Origin of the sequence: Arthrobacter cryoconiti (assembly GCF_020905375.1) — a bacterium.
GTDB classification, from domain to species: domain Bacteria; phylum Actinomycetota; class Actinomycetes; order Actinomycetales; family Micrococcaceae; genus Specibacter; species Specibacter cryoconiti.
This window is the reverse complement of record NZ_JAJJBU010000006.1, coordinates 109,339-121,430: the sequence shown is the minus strand read 5'-3', so window position 1 is coordinate 121,430 and position 12,092 is coordinate 109,339. Positions and strand designations below refer to the sequence as shown.

The window sequence follows — 12,092 nt, the reverse complement described above, 5'->3', positions numbered from 1 at the left end:
TTTACTGGTTTTCCTCTTCCCCTGCCGGCACACGACTCGGCTGGAAGTTTCGCAGCCGCAGACTGTTGGAAATGACAAACACCGAAGATGCGGCCATCGCCGCCGCGGCAATGAGAGGGTTGAGCAGCCCCAACGCCGCAATCGGGATCGCTGCAATGTTGTAGCCAAACGCCCACATCAGGTTCACGCGAATGGTCCGAAGGGTTTGCCGCGACAAGAGGACTGCGTCGGTCACAGCGCTAAGATCCTCACGGACAAGGATAATGTCAGCGGACTTCATGGCGATGTCGGTTCCTTGGACCATTGCCAGTCCGAGGTTCGCGGTGGCTAACGCGGCGGCATCGTTAACCCCGTCGCCCACCATAGCTACATTGTGTCCGGCAGCCTGTAAACGTTGAATTGCAGCGCTCTTTTGAGTCGGCATCATCTCCGAGAAGACTTCGTCCACACCAATTTCTCTGGCCACCACAGACGCCGGCCCAGCGGCATCACCGGTGAGCATAATGGTCCGTAGTCCTAGTGCCTTCAAGTCGCTTACTGTCCGCTTGGCAGATTCCTTCACTGTGTCAGTCAGGGCAATGAACCCCTCCAAGTGCCCGCCTGCAGAGATGAGCACCACAGTTTTACCATCGGCATTTAATGCACGGATCTGCGCTTCCACCTCCGCCGGATACGTGAGGCCTTCTTCTGTGAAGAACTTAGGGCTACCGACCAAGACCCTGCGACCATCGATCATGGCGGCTGCGCCCATGCCAGGGAAGGATCGAAATTCAGTGGCTATGGCCAGATCCCCGTCACGCCGGGCCGCAGCCGTGATCGCCACCGCTATGGCATGTTCGGACCCGGACTCCACGGCTCCGGCCAAACGAAGCAACTCGCCGGGGGTGCAGTTGCCAACCGCTTTGACCTCAGAGAGAGCGAGCTCGCCGTTTGTGATTGTGCCAGTCTTGTCGAACACGATCGTATCTATAACACCGCTGGCTTCAAGGGCGTCCTGACCCTTGATGAGGATGCCGAGTTGACCTCCGCGGCCAACCCCCACCATGAGTGCGGTCGGCGTTGCCAGCCCTAAGGAGCACGGGCAGGCGATGATGAGCACGGCGATTCCGGTGCCAAAGGCCGTTCTCGGTTCAGCGCCGATGAACAGCCAAATCATCATCACTGCTATGGCAATTCCGATCACGATGGGGATAAAAACAGCGGAAACGCGGTCAGCAAACGCCTGAACTTTTGCTTTTCTTTGCTGCGCCTGCTCGGCAATGGCGGCCATCTGCGCCAGCTGTGTGTGAGATCCAACAGATTCGGCGAGTACTTCGATTCTGCCGTTGATGCTGATGGTTCCCCCAACCACCATGTCCCCCGGGCCTACGTCGGATGGCCGGGACTCTCCGGTCATGGAGCTCGCATCGATCGATGAACGCCCCACGACGATCCGACCATCTGCACCGATTCGTTCCCCCGGAAGAACGGCAATAGTGTCCCCAGCTTGCAGCCTACCGATGGGGATGATGGACTCGATCCCGGCATGCATTCGCCGAACTTCTTTCACGGCCAGACGCCCTAGAGCATTGAGCACATCCCCGGCCTGGCGCCGCGACCGTGCCTCAAAATACCGTCCAGCCAGTTGAAAGGTGATCATGCCGGCAGCAACGTCCAGGTAGATCGAGTCCGCACCTTCGGGTGTGACTCCGAATCCAAGCCAGTATCCGGGACCTGACGGGGAGCCGAAGATCAGCGCATAGAGGGCCCAGCCAAAAGAGGCAGTGCTACCCAGCGAGACCAGCGTGTCCATGCTCAAAGTCCGTTGCCGCAGTCCCCGGAGCGTGGCACGGTGGAACGGCCAGGCTGCCCAGGTAACGATCGGAATAAATAGCAGCAAGCACACCAGTTGCCAGTTCGGGAATCTCCACGATGGAACTAGAGCAAGCAGGAGCGTCAGGTCACACAGCGGAAACGTCAGGATCGCAGCAACCGCCAAGCGCCGGCGCAGCGATGAAATCCGCGTTGCCGTGGCACGCGCAGTCCACTCATCATCGTCGGCTACCCGCAACTGGGCGTCATAGCCAGCTCGTTTTACGGCACTGATGGCAACCTCGGCGGCGTCCGCAGCATCTCCTTGGATGAGGGCGCGTTCTGTTGCGTAGTTGACAGTGGCACTCAGACCTGGAATTTTGTTGAGCTTGCGTTCGATCCGCACGGCACACGCAGCGCAACTCATGCCAGAAATATTGAGGTCAACGGCCGTCAAGTCCGCGTCAGATGCGGCGTCCGTGACGTTGGTGCCTCCGAGGGTATTCACTGACGTCATGTGGTCTCCATTGCGGATGGTTGCGTAGCTTGCCGCGTGGCAAGTTTGCTCAGCATGTCGTTGTAGGCGTCGAAACTGCCATCGAGTCCAGCGTCCAAATGCCTGTCGATACGAACGGAATCCCGGCGATCTTGTCGCGACCATTGATAGAACAAGGCGAGGACCACCATCAGCAGCGGTATCTCACCCGCAGCCCACGCGATGCCGCCGCCCAAATACTGGTCCGCATGTAGGTCGGCCAGCCACGGCCTATCAATGTACTGGTAGAAATTTTCCGCGATGATGCTCCCGCTGCTCATCACGGCGATCCCAAAGAAAGCATGAAACGGCATGGCCGCCAGCACGAGTCCAAGTTTTCCGATGTGCGGTAGCGGCCGCGGCGGCAAGTCAACACCTATGACCAGGCTGTAGAACAGGTACCCAACAATCAGCAGGTGAATGTTGAACAACTGGTGCGCCCAGTGGTATCTCATTGCTTGTTCAAACAGCGGCGTGAAATAGAGAACGTAGTAGGAACTTATAAATTCGATGAATACCCACAACGGGTTGTACAAGTGTTTGAAGAGGGGCCAGCGTAAGAACGCCATCAACCACTCGTGGGGTCCTGCGGCTTCTTCTTTCCTCGCGGGCTTGGTGGCCCGCAACGCCAGCGTGACCGGCCCTCCCATGACCAAGAGCACCGGGATCACCATGTTCAAGCTCATGTGCAAAATCATGTGAATGCTAAACGCTGCGCCCGAATACTTGCCCAATCCCGAAGACGTGGTGATCACCAGGACCACCCAGCCCAAGATCCAGCTGATGGTCCGTCCCACCGGCCAGTGGTCCTGCCTGCGTCGGAGGCGGAGGACACCCACCATGTACAGCGCAACTCCCACGAGAGCAACGACTGCAAAGAATGTGTTCATGCGCCAGTCCAGCGCGAGCACTGCAAGGGTTGGCTCAGGTATAACGTCGTAGCCAAAGAATATTTCCATGACGCTGACGGGCACGAAATACTGTGGCGGCGGAATGCGAGTCATAATGACATTGACCGCGATGAACACAGACATCGACGCAACGGCGACCACCCCGAAGCGGATCAGCCGGGATCGAAGTTCTTGCCCTTTGAAGCGGTCAAGTCCGTGAAGCTGAAAAAGATTGATCCCGAGCACAGCCCACAGTCCAAGTTCGACGGCGAACAGCCGGCCGGTTACCGTAGCGTAGAAGACTGTCCCAGGCGTTTCGAACCAGGCCACCAATATCAGGGCTGCCGCGCCGACGAACCACGCGGACACAACGCTTAACCGGAAGCGGCGTGATGCCTGCGGTGAAGGCACCATGCCTCGGCACAGCCTTGAAAGGTGGATCGCCGTGGCACCAAAGAGAATCGCGGTCGCTGGGACACCAAAGATAGAGGCGTCGCCACCAAAATCGTGGTCGGGTCCCACCAACACCTGAGTGACCACAACTGGGCCCAGCATCGCGGCCATACCTAGGATTAGCATGCCCACAACTGCAACCCAGGATCGGGAGAGGCTGGCGCCGATAAATATCGTCGCGGCAACGAGAGAAGCAACAATCCACGCCCCCGGCAGATATGAAGCCTGAACCAGATACCCTAATGCCCCAGGAGCCAAGGCCTTCAAGACCGGGTAGCCGTTTGAATCCGCTCCGTCCACAAGGATCAGCACCACTGCCGCAATAAACCACACGGCGGCACTGGTGCGCACCGAGCGTAGATCGCCTCTGGGATCCAAGAGCAATCTGCCTGAGCCTTTGCGTGGGCGGATGAATGCAGCATAGAACATGGATCCCACGCACATGATCGACGCGAATTGGACAATGATCCGAAGTCCGGCACTCAGCATGGATGTCATCACCCCGGGATAGTCACGGGTCACGGCGTCGTACACGTCACGCCCAAGGCCCGCTGTTACAGCTACGACAACAATCAGAGGTATTAGCGCCAGCATCCAGGGCGACCACCGATACGTACGTCCGGCCAGGTCAGCCCATGATCCCCTCACTAAATCACGAGGGTTTGGAGCTTGCGACAATCGGGTAGACAAACTGGATTCCGATCCATAGTTCGGTCAAAATAGTGGCCTTACAGGCATCGCAGACCACCCCGACTGTCGACACATCCATGTCATTCTACATGATGTAGAGTTACGTTTGTCCAGCTCGCACCGCCGCGCCCCATTACGCCCTACGCGCCCCGTTAACCGGGCGCGAACAGCGCGACAGGGCGCGACGGATGGAACCCACACTGTCCGTTCCCGGCGCTAGACTCGGAAGCACCATGAGCATTCCCAAGAACGCCCCAGCCTCAGTACGCATCGATGCGTGGCTATGGTCTATCCGCGCTTATAAGACGAGATCGGCCGCTACGGCGGCCTGCCGCGCTGGCCACGTAAAGCTCAATGACGTGAACGCCAAAGCCGCGCACACGGTTGTCCCCGGCGACACCATCCGCGTTCGCCAGCCAGGTTATGAGCGAATCTTGGAAGTCCGCGGATTGATCAACAAGCGCGTGGGTGCTGAGGCGGCGTCGCACTGTTTCACCGACCACACGCCGCCCCGTCCCGTGCTACCAGCGCTTGGACTTCCCCAGCGAGACCGTGGCACGGGCCGTCCCACCAAGAAAGACCGCCGAGACATGGACAGGCTCCGCGAGCAGGACTGACGCGCAGCGCTCGAGAAGACGGCTTCGCTCGTGCCACCCTGTCATAGGCCGCACGGCCATAGATACAAGCGCGGACAGCATGTTTTAGACACCCAAGGTTGAGACGCGGGCCGCTATCCACCTAACCGCGAAAGGGTCGATTCTGTTGACGCTCCAATACGAAGACGGACCACAACGGTGACGATCAGGACCAATGCAGCGCCTATCAAAGCCGCTACCGCAGTAGGAGTGGAGAGTAGTTCGCCCGTGAGCCGGGCAACAGCAACCCAGACAAGGCCCCAGCACAGAGATGTAGCAGGTGATAGTCGGCCCCGACCATACATTGCCAAAGCGATGCCCACCACTGTAGCCACGGCAAGGACTACAACAGCCCAAATGGTAGGACTCAAGCCAAATCCTTGGAAACCAGCGGCCACCAGAACAGCGGAAACATTAGCCGCCGTGGCAACACAGACCCAACCAAGGTAAAGGCCCATAGTGCCGTCGGTGATTATTGCGTCCAAAGTACTAGTGGGTCTGTTACGCAGGAGCAACACGAATATCCCGGCCAGCACCGCCAGCAAAACTACGATTACCGGCACACTCAGCCACAACAAGTCGAACTGAATACTAAGGATCCAAACGGCATTGAGAATCAGCGATGCTGCAATTGGGTATCCCAATAGCCGATGACGGGTTTGCTCGATTTGAGCGGGGAGAAATTGCCACACAGCATATGCCACCAGCCCCAAGTAAATAACACTCCAAATGGAGAACGCAGGCCCGTAAGGAGCGATGAGTGTTGAATCTGCCCCCAATGCTCCATTGGATGCATTTTGGATTTGAGTGCCACCGGCCGCGCCAGAGCCAATGAATGAGCCTACAACGGCAATAACCGCACTTAAAGCAACCACAACTTGGCGAAAGCGATCATTTCCTCCTGGATTTTGTTTCATGGCAATACCCTAGCGTCGGTCCACCTCCTTTGCACGGGGCACGTCAACGAGATCGAAGCACCAAAAACGGTATTCGGCACAGCAGGTCAGCAGCAAGCTGGCTACCCACAAACAAGATGAAATGGACTAGGTTCAGGGAATCCAGAACCCGACTGCGCACAGAAGAAGTGTCTGATCGTCCGCATCTGCCGGTGGTTGGATCGCTGGCGGGAATACTCCGTTGCTTCGGTATTCCTCCACAACGGGGATAACATGCGCATTCATGCCGGCAATAATTTCTGGAGATAAGCGGAACGGTATACCGAGACGTTTGGCGATCAACCACGCGTGGAAGGCACGATAAACCGACAAATACTTCAGTCCTTCAAGTGCCGGAACGTCACCCGTGGTGAAACGGACGACCGTGTTGGGGTCTACGCCTGCAGTAACTGCGGCCGTCGCGGTGTCGTTCAGAGCATTGTAGGCTGCAATCGGGTCATCGCCGAGCAGGTCACGGTCGCGGAACTCGTCGCCGTCGGAGCTAGATGCTCCCGCGAGTACTCCTGGAATCCAAGCCTCATCATAGGCCTGGGCTTTGAGGACATCACGAATAGTCGGGTTGGCAGTGCGTGCCCACTGCTCCGGGCCTTCCTTGTCCAAGTCAACAGGCGCGAGGCGGTTAATCACGATTCGAAGAGCAGCGTCGGAGGCAAGGAACAGCTGGGTAATTTCCATTCTTAGAGCGTATTCAGCTCAAATGTGAGTGAGCTGGGCACCCTACTATGTTCGCTCAAATTAATCGGAATCGACGACTCCACCCCGCCGCCCGAAGGCACCTCACGAGGATTAGACCTTGGCGGTGGCCATGCCCACCCCGGTAGCAACAGCCATGGTCAGTGCCGAGTTGGACGCCCGGACCAAGAAGACATTCGCCGAGGCAACCCGGGGCAGCATTTAATTCTCGTCCTAATACGAGGAGGAACTGGCGCCAACGTTTACCAAAGCGAGCGGTTAGCTCAGGTTCGGTTCCCAGCCGATCGCAGGTGCGATGTACTTCGCTATGTTCTCCAGCATCTTTGTGTTGTAGGCGACTCCCAGCTGGTTGGGTACGGTGAGCATCAATGTGTCAGCAGACTGGACGGCGGCATCTGCGGCCAGCTCTGCGGCTAGGACGTCCGGGGTTCCTATGTAGCTCTTACCAAAGCGGGAAAGCAGACCATCAATCATTCCGACTTGGTCCTTTCCGTCTGCCTGCGAGCGCAGCCCAAAATACATTCTGTCGGTCTCATCCACCACAGGGATCACGCTGCGGCTGACGGAAACACGTGGGGTGAAGTCATGGCCTGCCGCAGCCCATTCGTCACGGAAGAGCTGGATCTGTTCTGCCTGCAACACGTCGAAGGGAACACCCGTATCCTCGGTGAGCAGGGTGGAGCTCATCAAGTTCATGCCTTGCTGAGCGGCCCACACGGCAGTGGCCCTGGAGCCTGCGCCCCACCAGATACGTTCCGAAAGCCCTGGCGATTGCGGCTCAACGCGTAACAGCTTTTCTCCACCCAGAGAGGCATGGTTGCTAGCTTCTGCCACTCCAACACCCGAAATGGCATTCCTGAACGTGGCCGTATGGCGTCGCGCCATGTCCGCAACTGTTTCTCCTTCTAAGGGGGTGTAGCCAAAGTCGGCGGCCCCGTTGGCTGCGGGCTCGGGTGAACCACGACTCACGCCCAGTTGCAGTCTTCCGGCACTGATGAGGTCCGTGGATGCCGCTTGTTCCGCCATATACAAGGGATTCTCATAGCGCATGTCGATGACGCCCGTGCCAATCTCAATCCGGCTCGTGCGCGCGGCGATGGCTGCCATCAGCGGAAACGGTGAGGCTTGTTGGCGCGCAAAGTGGTGCACTCGGAAGAACGCCCCGTCAATACCGAGTTCTTCAGCGGCAGCCGCCAGATCAATGGCCTGAAGTAGGGCGTCTCCCGCTGAGGAAGTCTGCGAGCCGCGGCTGGTGCCGTAGTGGCCGAAGGAGAGAAAGCCGATTCTTTTCATACCGGAAACAACCTAGGCCAACCGTGAAATATTCCATGCATATGCATGGACTCGTAGAGAATCGGCTAGTGCTTCTTGATGTGAGCCACAGGATCCGCTGATTCGTCCGTTGCACCGCGGGCCTTCTTCTGGGCGCGTTTGGCCTTGATGGCGTGAGACTTATCCAGCTTCTTAACTTCGTGATGGTGTGGCTGTTTGTCAGGCATGATCGAACTCATTTCCAGTAATGAAACCAGTGTTGGTTCGGGCCGTGTGGTCCAAATCGTCCCCTCTCCCAACGGTACGCCGAACTTCCGGGCCTGTGTAGGCCCGGAAGCCGGGAACCCTCTTAAGAGTCAGACCGCCACGAATGCCACAAAGCCGCATAGGCTCCCTCTTGGGCAAGGAGTTCATCGTGTGAACCAAGCTCGGTGATCCTGCCCTTTTCCACCACGGCGACCCTGTCGGCGTCGTGCGCGGTATGCAACCGGTGCGCAATCGCCACAACCGTGCGCCCAGTCAGCACAGCACTGAGCGAGAACTCCAATTCCCGAGCAGCTACAGGATCAATGAGCGACGTGGCCTCGTCCAGAATCAGGGTATGCGGATCTGCCAGCACAAGCCTGGCCAATGCCAACTCCTGCGCCTGACCGGGCGTCAACATGTGCGCTCCCGAGCCCACCTCAGTTTCCAACCCCTCCGGCAAGGCTCGCACCCAAGTCAAGGATCCGACGTCGGACAGGGCAGTTTCCAGCTCCGCGTCCGTAGCGCCGGACTTACCCAGGCGCAGGTTATCCGCCAGCGTTCCGACGAAAACATGGTGCTCCTGAGTTACCAGGGCCACCTCCCCATGCAGGTCATCCAACGGCCTATCCACCAACGGAACGCCCCCTACCGTGACGGAACCGGACGTGGGCGGATGGATGCCGGCAATCAGCCGGCCCAGCGTGGACTTGCCCGCACCCGAAGGGCCAACCATGGCCAACCGCTCGCCCTGGCGCAATGTTAGATCAATCCCATGCAGCACATTGTGGCCTTCACGGTAGGCGTAGCGGACGTCATCAACCACCAGCGAATCATCGGCCGGAACCGCGTCTGTGGCCGTGCGATCTCCAGAAACATTACGGATTCCCACGATCCGAGCGAGCGAGGACGCCCCCACCTGGATCTCATCAATCCACATGATGAGCGTGTCCACCGGGTCAATGAGCTGCATCGCGTACAGCGCTACCGTGGCCACCATTCCTGCGCTCACGCTGCCCTGCGAGGCAAGCCAGCCGCCCCACAGCAACACCGCGGCAACGGGCAGCCAGAAGGAGATTTCCGCAGCCGGGAACAGCACTGTTCGCAGACCCAGCGTGTACCGTTCGCGTTCAAAACAGGTCCTCAAAGAGGCGTCAATACGGGCCCGACGCAGCTGGCCCAAGCTCAGCGCATCCACTGTCCGGGCGCCTTCGATCGTCTCGGTGATGGCGCCGTTCAGTATGGCGTAGCTCTCCCGCTCGGCAAGATAGCCAGCTGTGGCGCGTTTGAGATACCAGCGCGTGACAGGCACCAGCAGCGGCGCACCGACCAGCAGGGCCAGCGCCAGCACCGGACTCGTGAACGCTGCGGCGGCAATGGTCAGCACAATGGTCGCCACGGATACCAGTACCTGAGGCACACCAAAACGGACAGTATGGGAAACGGAGTCAACATCATTGGTGGTGCGCGTGACCAAGTCACCCGTACCAGCCTTTTCAACCGTGGACAGAGGCAAGGAGGTCACCTGCTCCATGAACTCCTCACGCAACTGCGCAAACACTTTCTCCCCCAGCACCATCCCGGTTCGCTGCGCCCAGCGCGAGAGAATTGTCTGAATGATCACGAACCCTGAAAGGGTCAGCGCGACGGCGGCCACAAAGCCCGCAGTTGTCCCAACGGTGATGGCGTCCACGAGCCGACCGAGCAGGAAAGGTCCCGCCAAGCCAGCGAAGGCAGCCACCACGTACAAGCTGACCACGAATATCAACGGTTTGCGGTGCTGGCTCATGAGCCGGCCCGCCTCCGCCCGGACCTGTGCCGGGTCCGCCACGGGCAGCAGTTTCCCCGCCATCAGAGTCCTCCTTCGTTCGTCATTTGCAGGTCTTCTTCATGCCCGTCGCTTGCATGTCCATCGCTTGCATGTCCGTCCATGCCTTCACCGCGGATCACCACCGAGCGATAGCTGGGCACGGTGGCGAGCAGCTCCCTGTGGGTGCCAGTCGCAGCAACCTTGCCATCCACCAGGAACAGTACGGTGTCCATGACGCTGAGCATGAGCGGGCTGGCCGTCACCAATACCGTGGTGTCACCGGGAGCACTTCGGCTGGCCCGCAGTTGCTCGGCGATCCGGGACTCGGTGTGGGCGTCGACGGCGCTGGTCGGCTCAACGAGGACCAGCACCTCCGCGTCAGTCAGCACGGCACGCGCCAACGCTAAACGTTGGCGTTGTCCACCGGAAAAACTGCGGCCCTTCTCTGCTACCTCGTCGTTGAGACCATTTTCCAGCCCGTCCAGAACATCCTCTGCACTGGCCACGTCCAAGGCCGCCAAGATTTGTTCGTCGCTATGCCGTCCGGTCGGATCAAGTTCTTCGCGCAAAGTACCCGTGAACAGCTGCGGGTCGGCGTCGGAGACCACGATTCGCGAGCGCACCTGGCCCAACGGCACCAAATGCAGAGCGGCGCTGCCCCACCGCACGTGAGCTTCGCGCAGCACTGCGTCCTCAAAACGCCCCAAACGCCTGGCCAAGTTTGCTGATTCCCCCGGGTCGGCACAGACGACGGCGGTGAGTTCGCCTGGCTGGATGAGCACACCCGTTGTGGTGTCGACCAAAGCGGACGGTCCCCCCGGCGCTGGGACGGTAGTTTCGCCGTCGTGCACGGCCGACGGCGTTGCCAACACATCGATGATGCGTCTGGCACCAACGTGGGCGCGGATGTACCGGGAGACGGCATCCGATGCTGTGCGGATCGGGGAGACCAGGAAAACGGCGTACCCATACAGGGCCACGAGCTGGCCGGTCTCGATCTGGCCGGACAGGGCTTGCAGGGCTCCGATCCACGTGAAAGCCACACTGAAGACACCGACCACTAGTACCTGTGCGGCGTCGAAGTCGGCCAGAGAATAGGCCACTTTGTTACCGGCCAGCTGGGTTGCCCGCGAGCGTTCCCGATAGCGCTGGACGAAGATGTGCTCACCACCGATCCCCCGCAAAACTCGCAACCCGGTCACCGTGTCGGCGCCAAGGGCAGTCATCTTCCCGGCGGCCTCCCGCTGCTCTTTCTGGCGGGATTGCAGGGGTCGGATCACGAATAGCAACATGGCCCCGCACAGTGGAACCCCAACGAGCACCACGGTGCCCAGCTGCCAGGAAGACTGGAATACCAAGAACGCTACGAGCAAGAAACCCACCACGGAGCCTGACAGCCGGGCGAAGACGTCATAGATTTCGCCAATGCGCATGGCGTCGGATGCGGCCGTGGAGACAACTTCTCCCGTGGAGAATTTCTGCGGAAGAGCGTCACCGCTGCGCGTGACCTTGTGGCCAATTACTTGAGCGGAACGGAAGGCTGCCTGCATCCAGCTACTGACTGCCACTCTATGGCGCAGCGTTGCCGCTGCCGACTGCACCAGCGTGAGGCCAATGAGCAGCGCCACCCACTGCAAAAGTCGGGAGAAATCGGCGGCCACAATGCCCTGATCTACCGCTTTACCCAGCACAAACGGAGTCAGCGCCTGGCACACGGTCCAGAGGGAGCCGAACAATACGCCGGCGAGCAACGTCCCCAGCTCCGCCCGGGCCAGCCACCACAGGTAGCGGGCGGGCGAACGTAGGTCCGGGGATCCGGCGTCGGGGTAAGGGAATGAGCGCACAGTGGCCTTCTTGAAAAATGGGTGGATGGATAGGCGGTTTCTCACGCGATCCAACAAACTGCCACTGGCTCCGGACAAAAACGTCGCAAGGAGCTGGCTCAGACAAAGAGTCTGGGCGGGCTGGTTGATCTGCGTGCTGCGGGGCTGCTGTTCTCTAACTCACAATTACTTACCCTAACGCACATCTGGGCGCTGTGGTGATGCCTGCATTGAGACTCTTTTTCCAACAACGAGGGTGCGAACCGCAGATATGAGTGCTGTCTCCTACAATCATGGGTAA

General features: G+C 59.3%; 9 protein-coding genes. 1 reads left to right on the top strand and 8 read right to left on the bottom strand.

Features of this window, described 5'->3' with window-relative positions; genetic code table 11:
- Window position 1: 1 nt before the first annotated feature.
- A complete protein-coding gene (locus tag LOH53_RS04575; protein ID WP_230066543.1) occupies window positions 2-2,308 on the bottom strand; it encodes a heavy metal translocating P-type ATPase in 2,307 nt (768 codons plus the stop codon).
- Window positions 2,305-4,263, bottom strand: a complete 1,959-nt coding sequence (locus LOH53_RS04570; protein WP_230066542.1) for a cytochrome c oxidase assembly protein — start codon at window positions 4,261-4,263, stop codon at window positions 2,305-2,307. The genes LOH53_RS04575 and LOH53_RS04570 overlap by 4 nt, the downstream gene beginning before the upstream one ends.
- A gap of 329 nt (window positions 4,264-4,592) precedes the next feature.
- On the opposite strand from LOH53_RS04570, the gene LOH53_RS04565 reads away from it, so the two are divergent.
- The gene (locus LOH53_RS04565) at window positions 4,593-4,976 is read left to right on the top strand and encodes an RNA-binding S4 domain-containing protein (protein WP_230066541.1); all 384 of its coding nucleotides are present in this window, start codon (window positions 4,593-4,595) and stop codon (window positions 4,974-4,976) included.
- A 113-nt stretch (window positions 4,977-5,089) separates the two neighbouring features.
- On the opposite strand, the gene LOH53_RS04560 is transcribed toward LOH53_RS04565, so the two are convergent.
- The 6 genes from LOH53_RS04560 to LOH53_RS04535 all read right to left on the bottom strand — a co-directional run bounded on the left by LOH53_RS04560 (window position 5,090) and on the right by LOH53_RS04535 (window position 11,857).
- Window positions 5,090-5,911: a TspO/MBR family protein gene (locus LOH53_RS04560; protein WP_230066540.1), complete on the bottom strand. Its 822-nt coding sequence runs from the start codon at window positions 5,909-5,911 to the stop codon at window positions 5,090-5,092.
- Between the two features lie 132 nt (window positions 5,912-6,043).
- Window positions 6,044-6,625 (bottom strand): DinB family protein, encoded by a 582-nt coding sequence (locus LOH53_RS04555; protein WP_230066539.1) that lies wholly within the window; start codon window positions 6,623-6,625, stop codon window positions 6,044-6,046.
- Between the two features lie 276 nt (window positions 6,626-6,901).
- Window positions 6,902-7,936, bottom strand: coding sequence for an LLM class flavin-dependent oxidoreductase (locus LOH53_RS04550; RefSeq protein WP_230066538.1), 1,035 nt, complete (start codon window positions 7,934-7,936; stop codon window positions 6,902-6,904).
- Window positions 7,937-8,001: 65 nt separating this feature from the next.
- Complete coding sequence (locus LOH53_RS04545) at window positions 8,002-8,142, bottom strand: hypothetical protein (protein ID WP_230066537.1); 141 nt, start codon at window positions 8,140-8,142, stop codon at window positions 8,002-8,004.
- Window positions 8,143-8,264: 122 nt separating this feature from the next.
- Window positions 8,265-10,010: an ABC transporter ATP-binding protein gene (locus LOH53_RS04540; protein ID WP_230066536.1), complete on the bottom strand. Its 1,746-nt coding sequence runs from the start codon at window positions 10,008-10,010 to the stop codon at window positions 8,265-8,267.
- Window positions 10,010-11,857, bottom strand: coding sequence for an ABC transporter ATP-binding protein (locus LOH53_RS04535; protein WP_230066535.1), 1,848 nt, complete (start codon window positions 11,855-11,857; stop codon window positions 10,010-10,012). Before LOH53_RS04535 ends, LOH53_RS04540 begins: the two co-directional genes overlap by 1 nt.
- Window positions 11,858-12,092: the final 235 nt, after the last annotated feature.

Coding starts and splice junctions, on each gene's coding strand:
- LOH53_RS04550 (WP_230066538.1), bottom strand. CDS start 7,936: ATGAAAAGAATCGGCTTTCTCTCCTTCGGCCACTACGGCACCAGCCGC.
- LOH53_RS04565 (WP_230066541.1), top strand. CDS start 4,593: ATGAGCATTCCCAAGAACGCCCCAGCCTCAGTACGCATCGATGCGTGG.
- LOH53_RS04545 (WP_230066537.1), bottom strand. CDS start 8,142: ATGCCTGACAAACAGCCACACCATCACGAAGTTAAGAAGCTGGATAAG.
- LOH53_RS04570 (WP_230066542.1), bottom strand. CDS start 4,263: ATGCTGGCGCTAATACCTCTGATTGTTGTCGTAGCTGTAACAGCGGGC.
- LOH53_RS04575 (WP_230066543.1), bottom strand. CDS start 2,308: ATGACGTCAGTGAATACCCTCGGAGGCACCAACGTCACGGACGCCGCA.
- LOH53_RS04540 (WP_230066536.1), bottom strand. CDS start 10,010: ATGGCGGGGAAACTGCTGCCCGTGGCGGACCCGGCACAGGTCCGGGCG.
- LOH53_RS04555 (WP_230066539.1), bottom strand. CDS start 6,625: ATGGAAATTACCCAGCTGTTCCTTGCCTCCGACGCTGCTCTTCGAATC.
- LOH53_RS04560 (WP_230066540.1), bottom strand. CDS start 5,911: ATGAAACAAAATCCAGGAGGAAATGATCGCTTTCGCCAAGTTGTGGTT.